The sequence below is a fragment of the Streptomyces sp. NBC_00667 genome (genome assembly GCF_036226825.1).
Lineage (GTDB): Bacteria > Actinomycetota > Actinomycetes > Streptomycetales > Streptomycetaceae > Streptomyces.
In genome coordinates this window covers 7,019,839-7,039,386 of the sequence record NZ_CP109022.1, presented here as the reverse complement: position 1 = coordinate 7,039,386, position 19,548 = coordinate 7,019,839, and the positions used below count along the sequence as shown (strand labels likewise).

Sequence of the window (19,548 nt, the reverse complement as noted above, 5' to 3'; positions counted from 1 at the left end):
TCGGCACCCATCCGGCCGTGCGTCGGGCCGGCGGACGTGCCCGGTGGGAAGGAAAGCCGTTAAAGCGGTATGAACCAATCCGACGACCTCACCGACCAGGAATGGGACGCGGTCCGCGCCCTTCTGCCCCGCCGCGCCCGGCGGGTCCGACTACCGGGCCATCGTCAACGGCATCCTGTGGCAACAAAGAGGCGGCCGCCGCTGGCCCACCCGCTACGGACCGCAGCCGCCCGTTCACGTCGCTATGGTCCTTCAACATAGAAAGGCCCGTTGGTCAGGCGACCCCCTGGCGCTCGGGCGCCTTCCGCGTCTTCACTCCGGCGACGATGAGCGCCAGCCCCACGACGACGATGCCGAGGTAAGCGGTAGACGGAAGGTCGGCGACCTTGTGCATCCAGCCCCACTCGGTGCCGAAGAAGGCCTGCGAAACGAAGCTGACAAGCCCCTGGGCCCCTACAACGTAGCCGATGCTTTCCATGGTGTATCCGATGGTTGTTCGCATGGAACAACCCTCTCACGGTGGTGCCGCAGGATCGTCCTCCTCAGGGCCGAACACACAGTAGGTGAAAGGATGCAGTCGCTGCGGAAGCACCAGCACAGCACCCCACCCGCAGCTCTGGCTGCATAAACCCCGCTGTCACCCGATCATGCAGCAGTCCCCTTTCGATGCCCATCGCCTCGGCCGTCGCCATCTCCGGAGCCATAGCGCTACCGGCGTCAGCGGCGATCAATTCTCCGCCCCCGTCATCGGTCAACATCGTCGCCGACGACGACAACCCTTCGTCCAGCATGGCGGCGGCGTCTTCTCGTCCATCGCCGCTCGCCGCCGTCCTGCTATCCGGCCGTCGGCCCGGCGGAGTCGTCGCGGGGCGGGGAGACGGCCCTGTCCTGGTCGACCACGTCGCGCTGGCCCTCGTTCTCGACGCGCTCCAGTTCCGAGATCTCGAAGTGGTGCAGGTCGAAGGCCGGTGATCAGTCCCCGGTTGACCGTTGCTCCATTACGCCACTGGCCGCGCCCCGGTCGGCTCACCTCGCAGGTTCGCTCAGCCCGGTAGGTCAAGCCGGTCCGTCCGTCGATGAACAGCAACGGATCTCTACGAGAACCGCCGACCGCAGGGGCGCTCATCTGGGGCCGCGGAGGGGATTAACACCTGCCCGTCAGGTAGCCGTCCAGTGAAAGACCATCACAAGCGCCGGCCTCGCGACGGAACGCTCCTGTCCCGGACGCTACGAGCCACTCTGATCGGAGGTGGATTCATTACCTGACGCTGTGGCCGTACGGGCTTCTGATCGAGCGTGACAGCGCAGCGAACCTACACGGCAGATCTTAGAGGAGAACGGCATGGCTGTGCACAGTCATCACCCCATTTCACGCCAGGGAGGCCGACAGCAGAGCCTCCTCAAGGGCCCAGCCCGACCAGATCGTCGGGCTGCTGATGCTCGTGGCGGCCTTGGTCCTGTGTATGGTCCCGATGACTCAGCAGGACGGCGCCAAAGACGCCCAGATCAATGAAGTCATCGTCGGAACCATCGTGCTGATCGCCGATCGTCGGCCTGTGCAGGGCATGGCTGATCGCTTCCCCCTTCCTGCTGGGCTTGCAAAAGACGTCCTTCTTTGACAGCAACCGTGTCTACGACGTCGTTCTCGGCAGCGTCCTGCTGGTGCTTGCCCTCGCGGGAGGGCTGCTGCTGTGGGTGGCCGGGCGCCATGAACGCAGCAGAGGCGCCGTCGGGACGCGCAGCGCACGGGGAAAGCTCACGACCGCGGCCGGCTCAGAGAACTCCGATTTGCGTGAACGCTGATCAGATGCCCTCTTAGGGCCATAAGCGTCCGCGGCGCCCGCATCCCGGGTCGGATCGGCTGGTAGTTTCTCGCCATGCCAGGGGGCATGGCGAGGCCGGTCCGACCTTCTGGGCGGCAACGGGCGATCACCGGCAGCCCAAGCTGCCGGTGATCTCGGTCGGCAAGGGTGACCATGAGGGAGACAGGCTTGCCCCACTACAGGCCGGAGGATCTTCAGTGCCCGATTCCTATAGCAACATGCTCACGGGCCTGCTCCGGGCGAGCCATGTCACCACGTTCGAGCAGTTGCCCGCCGTCGTGGCGGAGCACGCCTCGCGGGCCGGCTTCAGCCCGATCCGCGTCTACGTATGCGACCTGCGGGAAGACATGCTGCGCCAGGTGACCGGTGAGGGACTCGACGCCGGGCGCGGCGGTGAGCAGCTACGGGTCGACGCCACCTTGGCCGGGCGTGCCTTTCAGAGCATGCGGGTGGTGTCCGCGGAGTTGGAGGGGCACCGGTTCCACTGGCTGCCGCTTTTGGATGGTACCGAGCGTCTAGGCGTCATGGTCATCGCCACGGAGGGAGAGCCGGATGCCGAGGCGCGGCAGGCCATGGGGGATCTGGCGTCGTTGGTCGGGATGATGTTGGTGGCGGCGCGGGCGCACAGTGACTCCTACGCGCGTCTGATCCGGTTGGAGCCGATGTCGGTGTCGGCGGAGATGCAGTGGACGCTGATGCCACCGCGGACCTTCGCCGGGCCGCGGGTGACGATCGCGGCCGCGATGGAGCCGGCCTACGCCACGGCCGGGGACGCCTTCGACTATGCCCTGGCAGCGGATGTGGCCCATCTGGCTGTCTTCGACGCCATGGGCCACGACACGGCCGCCGGTCTGACCGCGAACCTCGCCATGGCCACCTGCCGCAACCAGCGCCGCCAAGGGGCGAGCCTCAATGAGGCGCGTGATGGCATCGAAGCGATGCTGATCGAGCAATTCACCCTGGACCGGTACGCCACCGCGATCCTCGCCGACCTCGATCTGGACAGCGGACTGCTGTCGTGGATCAACTGCGGCCACCCGCCGCCCATCCTCATCCGCGACGGCCGCTGGATCACCACCCTCGAACGCACTCCCACCCACCCACTGGGAACCGACCTCGGTCTGCCCGCCCACGTGCACCGCGAGCAGCTGGAGCCGGGCGACCGCCTCGTGCTGTACACCGACGGCATCACCGAAGCCCGTGATCACACGGGCCGGGAATTCGGTCTGGCCCACTTCGTCGACTTCATCATCCGGGCTCAGGCCGACGCCCTGCCCGTCCCCGAAACCCTGCGCCGTCTGGTCCACGCCGTCCTCCAACACCACGATGGGCAGCTCGGTGACGACGCCACCGTCCTGCTCTGCGAATGGCACGGCCACCAGCCACCCACGCCCACCGGGATTGCTGGTCCGTGACCTGCGCAGGCCGACGAGGCAACAGGACGTCCGCGGCCGCGCCGACCGGGCGGCGTGCACCGCCGTCGCCGGCGAACTGCGGCGTCTGGGCGTGCGGCCCCATGCGTCCTCACTGCATGGAAGCCGTCCGGGCCGCGTTCAACATCGGATGCGCCGCCTCGGCAGGTGTACGGCGGCCACGACGGGAGCATCAGCGCTCCGAAGCTGACGAGCCTGGCCCGGACCCGCCCATCGCACTGCGCCTCTCGGCAGAGGACGCGCCGCCGCGCCGGGCGCACATCTAGCGCCCGCGCCCGCTGACCGGCCTCCCCAGCCTGCCGCGCTACCGCGCCTACCTGCCCCCCATGGCGGGGCGGTGACCCGGCGCGGCGCAGCCCCGTACACCGGTTTTCACGGATAGCGGCCCGCCACGGGGGTAGCCGCCCGGCATGATGGAACGTGCGCTGTGGCAAGGCGTGGTGGCGGGCACGGCAGGCGGCATCGTCATGACGCTCGGTGAAAAGGTCGAGCAGGCGATGACGGGCCGGCCCGACTCGCACGTGCCCGCCAGGGTCCTGAAGCGGCTCACCCCGATGGCCGAGCAGCCGGGCCGGCAGACGCTGCGCGTGAACGTGCGCGGGCCGTTGGCGTCGGGACGCATCGATGTCCCGCGACGACGTGAGCGAGGCCGAGTCCGCCCAGGCGTCTGAGCCGCAGCCGGCGAAGGCGGTGGATGACCAGTTGATCGACGAGCTGGTGGGCCGGGCTCAGGCCCAGGGCCTGCAGCTGACCGGCGAGGGCGGGCTGTTGCAGCAGTTGACGAAGCGGCTGCTGGAGTCCGCCCTCGAGGTGAGATCACTGACCACCTCGGCTATGACCAGCACGATCCGGCCGGGAAGAACGGCGGCAACAGCCGCAACGGCGCCCGCGCCAAGACGGTCCTGGAATCCGGCGAGGAGCCGTTGGGACGGATCCGGCGTCCCGGCGGAGGACGCAAACGGGTCGCCGATCTGGATCCGCGGCTGCGGCCGGCACTGCTGGCTCTGGTCGAGCCTGATGAGAGGGGTGATCCGATGTCACCGCTGCGGTGGACTGTGAAATCGACCCGTACGCTCGCGGCGGAGCTGGCCCGCGTCGGGCACCGGATCAGCGCCGATACCGTGGGCGACCTGCTGCGGGAGGAAGGCTTCAGCCTGAGCGATCAGCGTGGACACCAAGAAGAAAGAAATCGTCGGCGACTTCAAAAACAGCGGCCGCCAGTGGCGTCCCGCCGGTGAGCCTGTCCCTGTCAGCGTCCACGACTTCGCCGACCCGCAGTTGGGCAAAGCCGTCCCCTACGGGATCTACGACCTGGCGGCGAACACCGGCTGGGTCAACGTCGGCGCCGATCACGACACCGCCGCGTTCGCGGTGGAATCGATCCGCCACTGGTGGCTCGGCCGGGGCCGGGCTGCCTACCCGGGGGCGACACGGCTGCTGATCACCGCTGACGCCGGCGGATCCAACGGCTACCGCACCCGGGCCGGTGATCTGGCGGTTCCGGTCCAGTGCCCAGCGACGGTAGATGCCTGCCGAGTCCGGTCCCTAAACCACCGTTTACAGACGCTTTCGCGTCTGGCGGGACGCCGGTGTCTTGTCCGCCCTGCTGGAAGGCCTGATCGCCGAGGTCGCCGGCACGAGGAGAACAGACTTGTCGCTGATCAGCCCGGACTCCACCACGGTCCGCGCCCACCACGACGCCGCAGGGATGCGCGTCAGCGAGCGCCTCATGAAAGCCCTGAAAGAAGCCGCACAGGAGCAGGAAACAGCCCGACAAAAGGGGGCGAGCCGGGGAACAGAACTGTCGGGCCGAGCGTCGGCGCATCCGGCGCAGGCGCAAACTCCGCCTGAAACAAGCCCGCTCGGCAGGTCCCGGGGCGGACTGACGAGCAAGATTCATTTCGTCGCGGACCGCAGGTGTCGGCCACTTACCGCCGGGCAGGCCGGGGCATGGCTCTGGCGACCGCGCTGGGCGCATCACCGCAGCCCGGATCGCGCTGGCCCAGCTCCCGCCCAGGTATCGGCGCGGGCGCCGGACTCTGATCCGCACCGCGGCGGCGGCACTCACGAGTTCGTGAACTGGCTTGCCGCCCGCGGCCGCCGGCTGTCGTACTCGGTCGGCATGACCATCACCGAGGCGGTCCACCAGGCCGTACTCCTGGTTCCGGCCTCGCCCTGGACCCGGCCGTCGAGCCCCGCGGCGAAGTTCGCGATGGCGCCTGGGTCGCAGAGCTCGCCGGTGACGCCTCAAGGGCTGGCCGAAGGGCATGCGGCTGATCATGCGCAAGGAAGCGGCCGCATCCAGGCGCGCAGTTGCGGCTCACCGACGCCGACGGGATGCGCCTGACCTGCTTCGCCACCAACACGGCCAACCCCGCCGATCGCCAGCTGGAGCTGCGGCACCGCCAGCGGGCCCGGGCAGAGGCCCGCATCCGCGCCGCCCGCGACACCGACCTGCGCAACCTCCCCCTGCACCGCGCGGCGCAGAACCGGATCTGGCTGGAGATCGTGCAGATCGCCTTGGACCTGCTCGGGCAGGAAGAATCATGCAATGTCGCTGGCGCAGGGAGGCAGATCGTTGATTCCGATGATGCTCAAAGAGATCTCATGGCTGGTCTCCGGGGCGCTCGAAGGAGTGCCGACCAGAGATGTGATGGTGATCGCCGCCGCTTCTGACAACCCACACAGCGTTGCCCCGGGCGGCTTGTTCGTCGTCGCCCCCGACTACAACACTGGAAAGTGCCAGGACGTGGGCGAAGCGATGCGCCGCGGTGCTGTCCCGGTGAGTGCACCTCGTCTGGCACCCGCACCGACCATGGTTGTCGACGACGTCGCCCTGGCGTCGACGACGTCGCCTTGGCGTTACGGTGGCGTCCGGGCCGCCACGGAACTCGGCGAGCGGCTAAAAGAGGTGCATACGGTCGAGTCGAGTTCAGCCAGTGCTTGCGCGTCGGCGCCGACGGAGGACGGCGGCCCCGCCCGCCAAGGCGAGCGCCGCGCTGGAACCGCTGGCAAGTAGCAGGGTGGAGGACGAGGCGTCGTCGGCCTTGCGCTGGGAGCTGTAGCCGCTGGAGTAGCCATTGGCGTCGTATTCCGAGCCGGGCAGCTTGTCGGCGTAGCGGGCCTTGACCAGTTTCTGGTAGTCGCTGAGCGACACCGACGCCTGGCCGCCGAGACCTTGTCGGGCTTCCTCATTGAGCGGTTCGACGGCGGTGAGCTTGAGCCGGTACCAGCCGCGGATCTGCGGCTCGGTGAAAACGAGTGTGCCCAGGGTGGCCTTGCCGGCGAATGTGGCGTCGCTGTCGCCGTCGCGGATAGCCGCCAGATGCCAGCCGCCGCCCTGAGTGGGGGCGAGCATGACGGTTACGTTGCGGCTGTTGACGGTGGTGCTCAGCGAGGCGACCAGCTGCGTCAGCTTGATCGCCTCGTTGGGCAGTGGCTTGGCGGTGCCTGCGACGAATCCGGGGGTGATCTCGTTCCGTGCCACCGGATCCTTGATGGTGAAGACCGGGAGGCCCTGGCACGGCTCGGCCGTTTCGGGGATCGTCATCACCTGCCCGCCGGCGCCGCCGACGGGCACCGGAGTGCGCAGGAAGCGGCAGACGGCGTTGCGGACGTCGGTGGACGCCACTGCGTCGAGGGCGGCTTGATAGGCGGGAATATCGGCCGGGAGAGGGTCTTTCGTCCGGGCGGCATGGGCCGGACCGACAGCGGTCAGCAGTGCGGACGCGCTGAGTGCGATGACGATGGGAAGCCGGGAGAGGCGAGTGTCCGCCCGCTTGCCGGACATCTTGGTGTCGCGCATGTCGCCTGCCTTAGCGGGAGATACCGATGCGGGAATGGGTCCACTTGGATGAGCTGTTGCTCACGTAGTCGTTGTAGTTCCACCAGGTGTACGTGGTGGTGTCAGGCCACGGGTCGGCCACGGCGATCGTGTTGTTCGACGTGTCGAAGCCGTAGACCACGTTCATGTGGCCGCCACCGGACGTCCACCCGATGCGGGCACCGATCGGCCGGGCCGCCTTGACATCGGCGTACACCTGGCTGAACGTGGCCGCGCTGCTCAGGCCCGAGCCGGTGTGGGCCATGCCCAGGCTGCTCCAGCCCCTGGCCATGTCGTCGAGCGTGGCGGGCTGGTTGTTGCAGCCGTAAGAGGGCTGAGCCCGGTTGCAGAAGTCCGCCTGTGTGGAGCCGAAGCCCTGGAACTTGGCGATGGTCAGCCCGGAGGCAACCCAGCACCACTGCGTCTTCTCCTGCTTCAGCATGCTGATGGTGTCCTGACCCGCTTCCGCGTGAGCCGTGCCTCCCGCGGCCGCGAGCAATCCCAAGGCGGCCAGCACGATGGTGGAGGCCGTTGTTCCGTACTTGCATTTGCCCATGTTCTGCCTTCCCCTGCTGGGTAGAACGAGATGAGCGGGGCAATCTGGCAAGAATATGACAGCGCAGCATGTCGAAGTCATAGGGACTGTGCATTGATTCCACCCGCACTGATTACTTGTCGTGTAATCGGGTCGTAAAGTCTGTTGCGTATGGGGCGGGCGTTGTCCCATGATGCGGGTTTGTAAGTCATCCCTGCGAACCTGTCGCGCGGCAGGCCGAGCACCACCTCCACCCGCGTGGTGATCTCCTGCGCGATCGAAGGGCGCCTCAGCAACCCGACTGCCTCCAGCACCTCAGGTACATGCCGCGCAAGTGTTGTCGGGGAACGTCGCGCCTCTGCGCGGTCGACTCCCGCAGGTTGGCGGTACGACGGCGAGCGAGGCACCGGTCACGGGCTCCTGGACCGGCTCGGGAACCGTTCGCCCGGATCCTGCGTGCATTCTTGATGGTGTAGCCGGCTGGTGGAGGGGATCTGATGACGCGGACGATGGTGAGCGCGGCGGTGTCGGCCTCCGTGGTGCTGGTGGCGTGCGCGTGCGGTCCGGAGAAAGCGAAGGAGGACGCGGACGCGAAGCCTTCGCAGCAGTCCGCGGCCGCTGGCACCGAGAAGCCGTCGACCGCCCCTACCAGCAACCAGCCCGCACCCATGACGAAAGAGCGGGCGATCCGACGGTACGAGCAGTACCTCCACGGCCTTGGGCGTGAGGACATCGACACGGTCTGCGAAGTGGCCGGGCCGGGCGCGAAGAAGGCACAGAACCAGGGATTCGGTCCGTGCACGTCGACGTACGTCGTCGTGTTCCAGATGATCTCACCCGAGCAGAAGAAGGCCCTGCAAACCGCGACGGTCGATCCGCAGCGCGTCGCCGTGCGCACCCTCGACAAGATCGAGATGCCGCTCGAAGCGGTCAGGTCATCCGCCACCTTCACCGAGAGCGACCTCGGCAGCTACAGCATGGAGTACCTCAAGAACGACTACTACATCACCGACGGACAGTGACCCGCCGTACGCGAGCCGCCTGACGGTCTTGCCCACGTCGAAGCGGGTGGCATAGGCCGCAAGCTGGCTGCCAGCACGTCGGTGGCCATCGTGCCGCGCGCCGGGTGCCCACTCCGCCCAGAGCCGAAGCACCCGACACGAACGACAAGCACGAAGTGGGCCCGGGAGCCAAGGCTCCCCGGGCCACGCCCATCCGACCCGCGCCTCGGGATGCCAGAGCACACGCCGCCAGAATGCACATCCCCCACGCCCCGACACTCCGCACGACCGCAGGGTTTAAGCCGCCTCATCGGACCGGCGCGGACCTTCGCTCCCCTGGTCAACAGCCCTGTAGAGACGCCGTCAGGAACGACACGGTCCTGACTTCGGTCGTCAACGGGGTGGAGGTGACCTGAGTCAGAGATTCGATGGCAGTACGCGGCGACTTTGTCGAGGATCTCGTTGGCGGTCTTTCTCCAGACGAAGGGCCTGGGCTGCTCGTTCCAGTGGGCGAGCCAGGTCCGGATGTCGCGTTCGAGGGCCTGGTCGGAGCGGTGGCCGATCCAGGGCACCTCCAGTTTCCATGCGCGCCTCCCGAGGCTTATCTGGCACGACGCGAGACAGCCGCCGCCAGCAAGATCATGCCGTACTGCCGACTCAGAACCTGATCATTGGCATGGCGTGAGCAGGAACGGAAACAGCCCGCCAAGCCATGTGGACACGGCCTGTGGCCTGGGGCTCTCCTGGAGGTGCCCACTTCCCGAGGGGCGCGAACGGCCGGGCCCGCACCATCGCTGCGCCCGGCATCACCTCGACCCAGAAGCGGGGTCTCCGCTACCGCCAATCGCTAATAAGAGCTCGTAACACGATCATGAGTCGGGTCGGTTGAGGCGTCGCCAGCAGATGAGGCTGCAGGCGAGGGAGACGAAGGCGTCGTGGAGTTCGATGCGGCGTTCCCAGCGGACGGCGAGTCGTTTGAAGTGGTGGAGGAGGGCGAAGGTCTGCTCGACGACGTAGCGGAGCTTGCCCATGCCCTTGATGTTCGGGAATCCCTTGCGCGAGATGACGGGCAGGCCGCCGTTTACGCAGTTCATGGCGGTTGGGGTTGGAGTCGTAGCCCTGACCGGCTGTGTCTGCAAGGCATCCTGAGCGGTGAAGAACCATGGTGGACGGTCCGCGGGTGATGAGCCGGCCTGGTTCGAGAAGCTGGCCGTGGAGGCTTCCGAAGTCACCCGTCCGTCCCGTTCCACGTCTTCTGCCTCGCCCTGATAGCCGCCTTCTTCACGGCCCAGCCGCCGGCCTGCCACTGACCTGGCAGCTCTTCATCGGCGACCTCATGACCGCCGTCGTCCTGCTGCTCCTGGCCTGCTCAAGAACAGCGAACGCCGCGCGGAACACGCCATCAAACGCAAACTCGGCGCGATCGCCACAGCCCTCCTCCAACAACAAGGCGGCAACAAGAGCAAAGCACACAAACAGCTGCGCCCGGTGATCGGCATGGAGGAAGATACCTGACCGGCAAACGAGGTGTCGGGGCACCGGGGCTGTCGAGGATCCTGGCGCGCAGGGCGGGCAGTACTGGGCTCCTGCTGATGCGAGTGGCTCCGTCGGCCAAGTCGTCGTCGAAGGTTCAATGATCTCCGCGATGGCTCGTCCAAGCCCTCGATGCAGCTCTGCAGGATGCGGCTGTCTTCAAGTCGAGAATGCCGCCGTTGTCCAGCCACGTAAGAACGCAAGCCGCTGCATCTCATGGCTCAGGTCGTTGGAATCCCGGGGCCGGCCTCAAGGTGCGCGGTGGCGGGCTTCCGCCCGGTCATCGAGGACCGGGCGCTTCCTGTATGGGACCTCGCGACTTTCCGGGCCGGGTGGCTGCCGCGCGTCTAGCGGCGCGGTGGCATCGCGTAGGGAGCGGCGTAGCAGCCGGGCGGGTGCGCGGTTCCCGGCGGTCGGGTACAGGCCGTCGACAAGATCCAGGAGGCGGCGCGGCTGAGGCTGCCAGTTGTAGGCGAAGAAGGCGATGCCCCGTCCGTCAAAGCGACGGACGAAGGCAGTCAGGTCTCGCAGGCCGACGACGTCGAGGAACGTCAGGTGCTGCATGTCGCAGGCCACTACGGCGGCGCCGTCGAGGCCGACCTGCACCTCGTCGAGGACGGACCTGCCCTCGAGGTCGAGCTCTCCGGCAAGAGTGAGGTGCACCGTCGAGCCGTACCGCCTCATCATCACGCGGAAGTCGTGATCCATGTCGGCTCACCTCGCCGCGATCGGCCGGCGTGATGCACACCAGCCGGTTTCCTGACCCGAACCGATCGTCACGCCGTTCGTTGCCGTCCGCAAGCTCCCACGCCTCCCACAGCCTCCCGGACCTGATCGCCGGCCAGCTCGCTGTGTCCGGAGCGCGATCATGAGAAGAGGCAGTGAGCTGGGTCAGGGGCAAGCGTGATGGTCGTGGTGGCCCCGTACGGGCTGGGAACCTGCCGTTTAGGCTGATCAGCCTGCCGGTCAGCTGTACACGGCCACGGACAGTCAAACGGCCCCTTTCCACCAGCTCCAGCTTGGCATCTCCGACCGCCAAGCGGCGCGTGAACGAGCGCACCGGCAAGGAGGTAGAGCTCGACGACATCGTCAAGGGCTACGACACCGGCGGCGAGTACGTCCTCCAGAAGGAACTCGACGAGATCGCCGCCGGCCGCTCACACTTCCTAAAGATCGCCGGGTTCGTCGACCTGGGCCAGGTGGAGTCCGTCTTCTTCGACAGATCTACACGAGTGCCTTGGCGCACGAAGGGTAAGGACGGCCTCCTGACCTTTCACTTCGCTGGACTGATGAGATCAGGAACTGTGCTCCTCGTCGCCTCCGTGACGCTCCTGGTCTGGGATTCGCGGCCGTGATCGAGGCGAAGCGGGCGGCGAAACGGTGGAGAAGGCCGAGCCAGCCGCCGAGCCCACCGGCGCGTCGAGCTCATGGAAGCCCTGCGTGCCGGCATCGAGCGGGCCCACACTGCCAAATGAGCACAAGAGAAGGCCACCCTGGCTGCAGTACCTCCCAGCCGAACAGGCCGGAGGCCATCGCCAGAGCCGGCCGGCGCGGACAAGGGTGAACGATGGCCCCTCGCCTCCCGCTCGCAGCGGCTCTTCCGTGGCCAAGCCTGAGAGGGACCCCTACCGTGGAATCGCACGTCTGATTCCGGGAAGCAGCAGAGAGCGGAAAAGGTAGCGGAAGGCAAGAACACGTAGTGATCCAAGGAAGGAGACCACCATGGCCGAGGTCAGCCCCATCGACGTGCAGAAGGCCCTCAAGGGCGCTCAGTACCCCGCCAGCGCTGACGACCTCGCCTCGCTGGCCAAGAGCAACGGAGCCGACGACGCCGTTGTCGAGAAGCTCCAAAGCTCCGGATCCAAGAGGTACGACGGTCCCGACGACGTTCAGAAAGCGGTCTTCGGCAGCGGCTCTTGACGGCGCCTGCCTGTCTGCTCGCAGCGGCGCCCAAAGAAAGGGGGCGTCCGGATACGTACAACCGCAGCAACCGCAGTATGCCCGATCCCCGGCGCATCGGCCGTCCACTCCTCGTGCCTCGTTCGTGGCGATGGTGGGTGCCTTACGCGCCATCTGCCAGAGACAGCCCCGGTGCACGGTGAGACTCAGCCTCCGGGTCGGGGGTGAGCCGGACGGCGGTCTTCAGGCGCCCAGGCCGGAGACCGCCGCTTCCCAGCTCAACCAGGAGTCGTCGTTTCCTCAAGTGTGCGCGAAGGACGGCGCGGTCCCGCGAGTACGCGTCCCGTGAGGTGGCGATGCCCGGCCCGGCCCTGGCGGGGAAGACAGCTCGTCGCCTTCGACGTCGTCCTCGCTGACCATTCGGCTGGCTGAGGGCGCTGCGACGGATACAGAAGGTACTGGTGCCCTTGGCCCGCTCTCTGCTGGGTGCTCGCTCGGGTGGTCCGGCTGCTGGTGGACGTCCTGTGTACCACCCATGACGGTGTCCCCTCATAACGGGAATCTGACCGGTCCCACGCTGGCGCGGGCGGATTCCTTCCGCATCACCTGATCACACCGTGCCACGCGGGTGAAGAGGAACACCGCCCCCGTCGTGTCCGAAAGACCGCCCTGAATGACAGACCGAGGATGAGCCGCAACGCCCTCCCCGCACCAGGAGCCCTCCCTCATGCTGGAACGCAAGCAGCTCAAGGACCACACCCAGGTCACCTTCGTCCTGCCCGCCGAGACCCCTCCCGGCCCGGTCAGCGTCGTCGGCGACTTCAACGACTGGCAGCCCGGCACCCACACCCTTGAGCTCCGCAAGGACGGCATGCGCACCGTCACCGTCGCTCTACCGGGCAAGAGCGTCCATTCCTTCCGCTACCTCGCCACAGGCGACGTCTGGTTCGACGAAGACCACGCGGATGGCCACGACGGCGTCAACAGCCGCCTGCACACCTGACCCACCAGACCGGGATCGATCCCGCCCGCATGCGGAACGACCGCCAGGGAACGCGACCCGCACGCACCCCAACAACGAAGGAGCACCGCCTGATGACCACAGCCCGCGAAATCATGACGGAAGGCGCCGAGTGCATCGGCGCGCAGGAGACGGTCCTGGAGGCCGCGAAGAAAATGACCCAGTTCGGAGTCGGTGCGCTGCCGATCTGCGGCGAGGACGACAAGCTCAAGGGCATGCTGACTGACCGCGACATCGTGGTGAAGGTCCTCGGAGCGGGTAAGGACCCCGCCCAGTGCAAGGCCGGCGAGCTGGCTCAGGGCGAGGCTGTCACCATCGGCGCCGACGATGACGCCGCCGAGATCCTGCGCACCATGAGCGAGCACCAGGTACGGCGCCTGCCAGTCATCGACGGCCACCGCCTGGTCGGCATCGTCGCCCAGGCCGATGTCGCCCGCGCCCTGCCCGACCCGCAAGTCGGCGACCTCCTCGAAGCACTCTCCGTCAACTGACCCGCCCACGGGGCTACGGGGCCAACGCGCCGGAGCGGCCTTTCTGCGGACGGCGGCGTCAGGGCCCGGCAGGAGCGGTGCGGTGCGCCTACGCTGGCCGGGCCGCTCCGTCACCTCCCCGTTGGCGGGCCGTTCGGGCCAGCAGGGATGGCGGACTACTCCGTGTCCCCAAGGGGTCGATATCCCGTAGCAGTCGATACGGGGAAGATCCCAGCACGAGGTGACGGACGTCGCTCTGGTCCAGCAGATGAGGCTGTGCGAGACGGGACGGGAACGAACCAGGAGCCCGGCCCACCGTTCTCTTCCTATGGCGGGGCAGCTTCGCGGCAAAATCCAAGGGAAGACAAGGCTCGTCACACCGATCGTGACGGTCTTCTTGCTGCCCGATGAAACGCTCCGTGCCGTCGTGAACAGACCGGGGCTGGATCCATCCGGGCCCTGCCGGTGAGCCGTGTCCCCTTGGTGGTCTCGAAGATTGCTGCTGCCGTCGGCGTGTGGTTACTGACCTTGAAGTCGTCGTGTCGTAGGGGCTGACGGTTCGTGATCGTCGCGGTATGCCGTAGGTATGAGGTATCCGCAGGGTGGGGGTCTGACCGCGGAGAGGCAAGCGTTCCGTGAGCGGGTCCGGATGGAAGCGGTCGGGATGTTCGCCGCAGGGCGGGGCAGTACGGAGATCGCGAAGGAGTTACGGGTCAGCGTCCGGTCGGTTCAGCGGTGGCGTCAGGCCTGGCGGGAGGCGGGTCAGGACGCGGTCCGTTCCCGTGGTCCGGCGTCCCGTCCGAAGCTGAACGATGTGCTGTTCGCCGTGCTCGAGGAGGAGCTGGCCAAGGGGCCGGCCGCTCACGGGTGGCCTGATCAGCGATGGACGCTGGCCAGGATCAAAACGCTGATCGGGCGGCGGTTCCACAAGAGCATGACGCTGTCGGGTATCTCCCAGATGCTGCGGCGGCACGGCTGGAGCCACCAAGTGCCGGCCCGTCGTGCCGTCGAGCGTGACGAGGCGGCGGTCGCCGGCTGGGTGAAGGACGTGTGGCCACACGTGGAACCACCGCGGCGGCGCTCGGGGCCTGGACCGTCTTCGAAGACGAGGCCGGGTTCTCGATGACGCCGCCGACCTCCCGCACCTGGAGCCGACGCGGAACTACTCCTGTCATCCGGGTCCGCGGCCGTTCCCAGCGCCGCTTCTCCATCGCAGCTTTGTGCTGCTACAAACCCGGCGAACGCCCCCGCCTGATCTACCGGCCCAAACGGCATACCGACCACAAGAGCGGCGGGCGCAAGAGTTTCGCCTGGACCGAGTACCGCGACCTCCTCATCGCCGCCCACCAGCAGCTCGGCGGCCCGATCCTCCTCATATGGGACAACCTCAACGTCCACAAAGACCGCCGCATGCGGGCCTTCATCGACGCACACGAGTGGATCACCGCCTACCACCTGCCGCCCTACGCACCCGACCTCAACCCCGTCGAAGGCATCTGGTCGGTTCTCCGCCGGACCAGCCAGGCCAACACCGACTTCACCGACCCCGACCACCTCATCCGCGGGCTACGACACGGCCTCCGCCAGATCCAGTACCGCAACGACATCATCGACGGATGCCTCACCGCAACCGGCCTCACCTTCACGACAACACGCCTACAAGCTCCTTACGTTGTTGACGGGTTGATTCCGGTCACTCGTAGGATCGGGAGACCCAGGGGCATTGGGTGTGGCTGACAACCTCATGCTGCGTATGTGGCTTCTACTGATTGGCCGCCCGGTGCCCCGCGACGACTCGGCCACTGATTGGGATGCGCGCGAAGAGATCGCTTGGTAAGGACACGCTGGCGAGGTCGTCTGCTGGGACAACTACAGGAACGATCTCGGAGGTGACCGTGCCCGAGCTGTGGGCCGGAACAGATGCGGGCAAGGCCGAGCACCACTGCACGGTGATCGACACCGACGGCAGGCGCAAACTCTCACGGCGGGTGGCCAATGACGAGACCGCCCTGCTCGAATTGATCACCGATGTCCTTGCACTGAGCGAGGGCGAGCCCGTGACCTGGGCGATCGATCTCAATGCCGGCGGAGCCGCTTTGATGATCGCGCTGCTGACCGACAACGGCCAGCACGTTCTCTACATCCCCGGCCGCACTGTTCACCACGCCTCCGGCTCCTACCGGGGCGACGGGAAGACCGACGCGAAGGACGCCTTCGTCATTGCGGACCAGGCCCGCATGCGTCGTGACCTCCAGCCGATGCACCGCGGCGACGACATTGCCGTGGACCTACGGATCCTCACCTCGCGCCGCCTTGACCTGGCGGCCGACCGCACGAGGGCGATCAACCGGCTGCGGGCCCAGATGCTGGGGTACTTCCCCGCCCTGGAACGGGCCTTCGACTACAGCACCTCGAAGGCGGCCCTGGTGCTACTCACCGGCTACCAGACCCCGGCCGCCCTGCGAAGGATCGGCAAAAACCGTCTCGCGGTCTGGCTGAAGAACCGCAAGGTCCGCAACTCCAACGTCGTCGCGGCCACCGCCCTCGAGGCCGCCGAGGCCCAGCACACCGCCGTTCCCGGGTAGAAATTGGCCGCCACCATGACGGCTAGGCTCGCGAGGGAGGTGATGGCCCTCGATGAGGAGATCGCCGAGACCGACCTGCTGATCGAGGGCCGGTTTCGCGACCACCCGCACGCCGCGAGCATCCTGAGCATGCCCGGCATCGGCCCCGTCCTGGGCGCCGAGTTCATCGCTCACACCGGCGGTGACATGAGCGTCTACGGCAGCTCCGACCGCCTCGCCGGCGTCGCGGGCCTGGCGCCTGTCCCCAAGGACTCCGGACGGGTCAGCGGGAACATGCGCCGACCGCGCCGCTACTGCCGCCGCCTGCTGCGGGTTTTCTACATGTCCGCGCAGGTCGCTGCCCGATGCTGCCCCGTTTCCAAGTCGTTCTACGAACGCAAGAGAGCCGAAGGCAAGACCCACAAACAAGCCGTCATCGCCCTCGCACGCCGCCGCCTGAACGTTCTCTGGGCACTCATACGCGACGGCCGAACCTTTGAGATCACCGCGCCGACCCCCAGCCCCACCCCACCGGGCTGACGCGCTCACAACGAGTCACCAGCCCACCTTGACAACTTCATTGGGAATCAGTAGACGGGATCGCTCGTGACGGCCCCTTCATCATCCTGAGTCAGGTACTCCGCCGTGACGTCCAACCGCAGAGCGGGACCTCCTTCGTGCCGATGGCAGGGCTCTGATGAGGCGGTAGGCGTATCGCCGACTTGCGGGCTTTGCGCTTTCACGCGGTGTGAGTCGCGCGTTTCTCGGGGTAGACGCAGGTCCGGTCGGCAGGGATAGACGGGAGGCAATGGATGGATGACGGATTGGTGCTTTTGGCGAGTTGGGGCCAGCTGGCCCTGCTTTTGGCAGTTGCCGCGTACTTTGTCCTGCGGGGCCGTTGATGTCCGGCCCCTTTTCGTCGCGCCTGGCCGCCGGACTTCTGTCGGTCGCCCTGTTCCTGTCGGCCTCCGGCTGCGCCAGTTCCTCGCGTACGGAGGCTGATTACCGGCTCAAGGCAGCGAACACCGCCGAAGCCGCTGCCTCGGCAGTCGCTACCGCGCGCCTCGCCGTAGGGGCTGCGGGGCACGGTATGGCCACCGGCCCGTACCTTTCGGTGGTGCTCGGCGAGGCCGAGAAGGATCTGAGCGGCGTCGAACAGGCATTCACCTCCCGTCAGCCGCCCGGCGAGGCCGCGGACCGGGTACGCGATCAGGTGGAGGAGGTTTTGGCTGACGCCGGCGATGCCTTGGCGAAGGCCCGGATCGCCGCACGCCGAGGTCAGATCACCGAGCTCGGCACGCAGGCGGGAGAGCTGACGAAGGTGAGGGAGCGGCTGGACCGATTGGAGGAGCAGCTGTCGTGAAGCGCTTTCTGGCCGTGACCCTAGGCATCCTGACCGCCATCGGTGGCTTCGTCGATATCGGTGATCTCGTCGCATCTTCCCTGGTGGGTGCCCGCTTCGGGTTCGCCCTGGTGTGGATGCTGCTACTGGGTGTCGTCGGGATCTGCGTGTACGCCGAGATGGCCGGGCGTGTCGCCGCGGTGTCCGGGCGCCCGACCTTCGACATCGTCCGTGAGCGGCTCGGGCCGCGCGTCGCGTTCGCCAACCTCACCGGCTCGTTCCTGGTCACCGCGCTCACCTTGGCCGCCGAGCTCGCCGGCGTGGCGCTGGCCCTGGAGCTGCTGACATCGGTGTCCTACCTGTTGTGGATCCCGGCGGTGACCTTCGCGGTGTGGATGGTGATCTGGCGGACCAAGTTCGAGAGGATGGAGCGGGTCTTCGGCCTGGCCGGTCTGGCGCTGGTCGTCTTCATCGTCGCGGTGCTCCACCTGGACCCGCGGTGGGGACACGTGTGGCAGCAGGTCAGCCACCCTCAGGTGCCGGCCGGTGAGGGCCTTCCGACGTACCTGTACTACGGCATCGCCCTGTTCGCCAGCGCCATGACCCCCTACGAGGTGTTCTTCTTCTCCTCTGGTGGTATCGAAGAGCATTGGAGCCGCAAAGACCTGGTCGTCTCACGCGTGAACGTCTTCATCGGCTTCCCGCTGGGAGGTCTGCTCGCGCTGTCCATCATGACCGCCGCCGCGCTGGTCCTGCACCCCGCGGGCATCGCAGTTGACCATCTCTCCCAAGTCACGCTTCCTGTGGTGCTGTCCCTGGGCAAGGTGGGTTTCGCCTTCGTCCTGCTGGGCGTGTTCGCCGCAACGTTCGGTGCGGCACTGGAGACGGCCCTGTCGTGCGGCTACACGGTCGCCCAGTACTTCGGCTGGACGTGGGGCAAGACGAAGGCTCCGAGGACCGCTTCCCGCTTCCACACGGTGGTCATCGTCTCGATGATCGTGGGCGCGATGCTCGTACTGACCGGCATCGACCCGATCAAGGTCACCGAGTACTCCCTCGTCTTTGCGGCCGTCGCACTGCCGTTGACGTACTTGCCGATCCTGGTCGTGGCCAACGACCAGGAATACATGGGCGCAGCGGTCAACGGCGGCCTGGCCAACACCCTCGGCGTGATCTACCTGCTGATCGTCCTGGTCGCCTCCCTCGCCGCCCTTCCCCTGATGTTCGCGACGAAAGCAGGCCTGTGATGCCCCAGCACCCACCGCCGCGTGCCGAGGACGAACGCGGTCCGGGCCGCGCCTACAGCGCCCGCTTCCACCTCCTGGACCGCCAGATCCTCAGCGAGGAGGGGGCCCCGCTCGCCAAAGTCGACGACCTGGAAGTGTCCGAGGACGACCATGGATACCTTTACGTGAGCGCGATCCTCATCGGGCCCACTGCCCTCGCCCCCCGCCTGTCCGGCCGGCCGGCCCGCCTTCTCGACGCCATAGCACGCCGACTCACGACCGGCGACGCACACGGCCACGCCCGCATCGACATGTCCCGCATCATCCGCATCGGCGCCGCCCTGACGGCAACCATCTCGACTGACGAAGAAGCCGTACACCCGCTGGAGGACTGGATCCGTGACCACGTCATCGCCCCCCTTCCCGGCTCCGGCCATGCGCCTGGCTGACCTCATGGGCGCGCGCGTCCTGGACGCCACCGGCAGCAACCTCGGTCACGTCAGCGACGTCCGCCTCATCGAATCGCCCGGCCCCAGCCCCGGCAACGATTCGACGCGGCTACGAATCGAAGGCGTCGTCATCGCACCCCGGCGCCGCAGCCGCATCCTGGCCTACGACCACCGGCCCGTCGCCGCCCCGTGGCCACTCACGTTGCTCGCCCGCCGAGCCACCCGCCACGCCCTGTGGGTCCCGTGGGAGAGCGTCGCGTCGAGCGAACGCCCCTCCGCCCTGGGCCGGCCGGGCACGGTCACCCTCACCCGGAACGCCACCGACCTCCCTCTGCTCCGCGACATGCACACACACTGGAACAGCCACCAAACGGCCTGACACCCCTGCCACGCAGACGCACAGCAGTACCCCAGCACCTCCCTGACCTC

Annotated in this window: 18 protein-coding genes and 6 pseudogenes; 19 read left to right on the top strand and 5 right to left on the bottom strand. The window is 67.3% G+C overall.

All coding sequences use genetic code 11. From position 1 onward, the window contains the following. Positions 1-274: 274 nt before the first annotated feature. Entirely contained in the window at positions 275-502 is a 228-nt protein-coding gene (locus tag OHA81_RS32050) for a hypothetical protein (RefSeq protein WP_329201769.1), read from the bottom strand. A gap of 164 nt (positions 503-666) precedes the next feature. Here OHA81_RS32050 and OHA81_RS32045 point away from each other — a divergent pair, with 164 nt between their 5' ends. From OHA81_RS32045 to OHA81_RS32015, 8 genes and pseudogenes are all read left to right on the top strand, one after another. Continuing rightward, the gene (locus OHA81_RS32045; protein WP_329201767.1) at positions 667-972 is read left to right on the top strand and encodes a hypothetical protein; all 306 of its coding nucleotides are present in this window, start codon (positions 667-669) and stop codon (positions 970-972) included. Between the two features lie 500 nt (positions 973-1,472). Further along, positions 1,473-1,619 (top strand): hypothetical protein, encoded by a 147-nt coding sequence (locus OHA81_RS32040; RefSeq protein ID WP_329201765.1) that lies wholly within the window; start codon positions 1,473-1,475, stop codon positions 1,617-1,619. Between the two features lie 422 nt (positions 1,620-2,041). Beyond that, positions 2,042-3,238 (top strand): PP2C family protein-serine/threonine phosphatase, encoded by a 1,197-nt coding sequence (locus tag OHA81_RS32035; protein ID WP_443056806.1) that lies wholly within the window; start codon positions 2,042-2,044, stop codon positions 3,236-3,238. 428 nt (positions 3,239-3,666) lie between these two features. Then, the gene (locus OHA81_RS32030) at positions 3,667-3,927 is read left to right on the top strand and encodes a hypothetical protein (RefSeq protein WP_329201761.1); all 261 of its coding nucleotides are present in this window, start codon (positions 3,667-3,669) and stop codon (positions 3,925-3,927) included. After that, positions 3,881-4,161 (top strand): annotated as a pseudogene (locus OHA81_RS34715) (transposase); the annotation flags it as partial. The gene OHA81_RS32030 and the pseudogene OHA81_RS34715, both read left to right, overlap by 47 nt. A 129-nt stretch (positions 4,162-4,290) precedes the next feature. After that, positions 4,291-4,681, top strand: a pseudogene (locus OHA81_RS34710) (ISAzo13-like element transposase-related protein); the annotation flags it as partial. Positions 4,682-4,742: 61 nt separating this feature from the next. Then, positions 4,743-5,204 (top strand): annotated as a pseudogene (locus OHA81_RS32020) (hypothetical protein); the annotation flags it as partial. Next, a pseudogene (locus OHA81_RS32015) lies at positions 5,167-5,827 on the top strand (transposase); the annotation flags it as partial. The pseudogenes OHA81_RS32020 and OHA81_RS32015, both read left to right, overlap by 38 nt. A 361-nt stretch (positions 5,828-6,188) precedes the next feature. On the opposite strand, the gene OHA81_RS32010 reads toward OHA81_RS32015, so the two are convergent. Continuing rightward, positions 6,189-7,061: a hypothetical protein gene (locus OHA81_RS32010; protein WP_329201759.1), complete on the bottom strand. Its 873-nt coding sequence runs from the start codon at positions 7,059-7,061 to the stop codon at positions 6,189-6,191. Positions 7,062-7,071: 10 nt separating this feature from the next. Continuing rightward, a complete protein-coding gene (locus OHA81_RS32005) occupies positions 7,072-7,635 on the bottom strand; it encodes a papain-like cysteine protease family protein (protein WP_329201757.1) in 564 nt (187 codons plus the stop codon). 476 nt (positions 7,636-8,111) lie between these two features. Between OHA81_RS32005 and OHA81_RS32000 the strand changes: the two genes are divergently transcribed. Beyond that, on the top strand, positions 8,112-8,636 hold the full coding sequence (locus OHA81_RS32000; protein WP_329201755.1) for a hypothetical protein: 525 nt from the start codon (positions 8,112-8,114) through the stop codon (positions 8,634-8,636). A gap of 848 nt (positions 8,637-9,484) precedes the next feature. Here the strand turns inward: OHA81_RS32000 and OHA81_RS31990 are convergent. Together OHA81_RS31990 and OHA81_RS31985 are read right to left on the bottom strand one after the other, a co-directional pair. Further along, positions 9,485-9,709, bottom strand: a complete 225-nt coding sequence (locus OHA81_RS31990) for a hypothetical protein (RefSeq protein ID WP_329201752.1) — start codon at positions 9,707-9,709, stop codon at positions 9,485-9,487. 688 nt (positions 9,710-10,397) lie between these two features. Further along, positions 10,398-10,856: an STAS domain-containing protein gene (locus OHA81_RS31985; protein ID WP_329201750.1), complete on the bottom strand. Its 459-nt coding sequence runs from the start codon at positions 10,854-10,856 to the stop codon at positions 10,398-10,400. A 173-nt stretch (positions 10,857-11,029) separates the two neighbouring features. On the opposite strand from OHA81_RS31985, the gene OHA81_RS31980 reads away from it, so the two are divergent. The 10 genes and pseudogenes from OHA81_RS31980 to OHA81_RS31930 all read left to right on the top strand — a co-directional run bounded on the left by OHA81_RS31980 (position 11,030) and on the right by OHA81_RS31930 (position 19,498). Then, positions 11,030-11,503, top strand: coding sequence for a Ku protein (locus OHA81_RS31980; RefSeq protein ID WP_329201748.1), 474 nt, complete (start codon positions 11,030-11,032; stop codon positions 11,501-11,503). A gap of 367 nt (positions 11,504-11,870) precedes the next feature. Next, positions 11,871-12,068 (top strand): DUF2795 domain-containing protein, encoded by a 198-nt coding sequence (locus tag OHA81_RS31975; protein WP_329201746.1) that lies wholly within the window; start codon positions 11,871-11,873, stop codon positions 12,066-12,068. A 706-nt stretch (positions 12,069-12,774) separates the two neighbouring features. Further along, a complete protein-coding gene (locus tag OHA81_RS31970) occupies positions 12,775-13,050 on the top strand; it encodes an isoamylase early set domain-containing protein (RefSeq protein WP_329201744.1) in 276 nt (91 codons plus the stop codon). 92 nt (positions 13,051-13,142) lie between these two features. Continuing rightward, complete coding sequence (locus OHA81_RS31965; protein WP_329201742.1) at positions 13,143-13,559, top strand: CBS domain-containing protein; 417 nt, start codon at positions 13,143-13,145, stop codon at positions 13,557-13,559. A 565-nt stretch (positions 13,560-14,124) separates the two neighbouring features. Next, positions 14,125-15,179: pseudogene (locus OHA81_RS34705) on the top strand (IS630 family transposase); the annotation flags it as partial. 254 nt (positions 15,180-15,433) lie between these two features. Continuing rightward, positions 15,434-16,642, top strand: a pseudogene (locus OHA81_RS31950) (IS110 family transposase). A 361-nt stretch (positions 16,643-17,003) separates the two neighbouring features. After that, entirely contained in the window at positions 17,004-17,465 is a 462-nt protein-coding gene (locus OHA81_RS31945) for a hypothetical protein (protein ID WP_329201739.1), read from the top strand. Next, positions 17,462-18,691, top strand: a complete 1,230-nt coding sequence (locus OHA81_RS31940; protein ID WP_329201737.1) for an NRAMP family divalent metal transporter — start codon at positions 17,462-17,464, stop codon at positions 18,689-18,691. The genes OHA81_RS31945 and OHA81_RS31940 overlap by 4 nt, the downstream gene beginning before the upstream one ends. Next, positions 18,691-19,119 (top strand): hypothetical protein, encoded by a 429-nt coding sequence (locus tag OHA81_RS31935; protein WP_329201735.1) that lies wholly within the window; start codon positions 18,691-18,693, stop codon positions 19,117-19,119. The genes OHA81_RS31940 and OHA81_RS31935 overlap by 1 nt, the downstream gene beginning before the upstream one ends. Further along, the gene (locus OHA81_RS31930; RefSeq protein ID WP_329201733.1) at positions 19,106-19,498 is read left to right on the top strand and encodes a hypothetical protein; all 393 of its coding nucleotides are present in this window, start codon (positions 19,106-19,108) and stop codon (positions 19,496-19,498) included. The genes OHA81_RS31935 and OHA81_RS31930 overlap by 14 nt, the downstream gene beginning before the upstream one ends. Positions 19,499-19,548 lie beyond the last annotated feature (50 nt).

Coding starts and splice junctions, on each gene's coding strand:
- OHA81_RS31975 (WP_329201746.1), top strand. CDS start 11,871: ATGGCCGAGGTCAGCCCCATCGACGTGCAGAAGGCCCTCAAGGGCGCT.
- OHA81_RS31930 (WP_329201733.1), top strand. CDS start 19,106: ATGCGCCTGGCTGACCTCATGGGCGCGCGCGTCCTGGACGCCACCGGC.
- OHA81_RS31990 (WP_329201752.1), bottom strand. CDS start 9,709: ATGAACTGCGTAAACGGCGGCCTGCCCGTCATCTCGCGCAAGGGATTC.
- OHA81_RS31970 (WP_329201744.1), top strand. CDS start 12,775: ATGCTGGAACGCAAGCAGCTCAAGGACCACACCCAGGTCACCTTCGTC.
- OHA81_RS31965 (WP_329201742.1), top strand. CDS start 13,143: ATGACCACAGCCCGCGAAATCATGACGGAAGGCGCCGAGTGCATCGGC.
- OHA81_RS31935 (WP_329201735.1), top strand. CDS start 18,691: ATGCCCCAGCACCCACCGCCGCGTGCCGAGGACGAACGCGGTCCGGGC.
- OHA81_RS32005 (WP_329201757.1), bottom strand. CDS start 7,635: ATGGGCAAATGCAAGTACGGAACAACGGCCTCCACCATCGTGCTGGCC.
- OHA81_RS32000 (WP_329201755.1), top strand. CDS start 8,112: ATGACGCGGACGATGGTGAGCGCGGCGGTGTCGGCCTCCGTGGTGCTG.
- OHA81_RS32010 (WP_329201759.1), bottom strand. CDS start 7,061: ATGCGCGACACCAAGATGTCCGGCAAGCGGGCGGACACTCGCCTCTCC.
- OHA81_RS32030 (WP_329201761.1), top strand. CDS start 3,667: ATGATGGAACGTGCGCTGTGGCAAGGCGTGGTGGCGGGCACGGCAGGC.
- OHA81_RS32045 (WP_329201767.1), top strand. CDS start 667: ATGCCCATCGCCTCGGCCGTCGCCATCTCCGGAGCCATAGCGCTACCG.
- OHA81_RS32035 (WP_443056806.1), top strand. CDS start 2,042: ATGCTCACGGGCCTGCTCCGGGCGAGCCATGTCACCACGTTCGAGCAG.
- OHA81_RS32040 (WP_329201765.1), top strand. CDS start 1,473: ATGACTCAGCAGGACGGCGCCAAAGACGCCCAGATCAATGAAGTCATC.
- OHA81_RS32050 (WP_329201769.1), bottom strand. CDS start 502: ATGCGAACAACCATCGGATACACCATGGAAAGCATCGGCTACGTTGTA.
- OHA81_RS31945 (WP_329201739.1), top strand. CDS start 17,004: ATGTCCGGCCCCTTTTCGTCGCGCCTGGCCGCCGGACTTCTGTCGGTC.
- OHA81_RS31985 (WP_329201750.1), bottom strand. CDS start 10,856: ATGGATCACGACTTCCGCGTGATGATGAGGCGGTACGGCTCGACGGTG.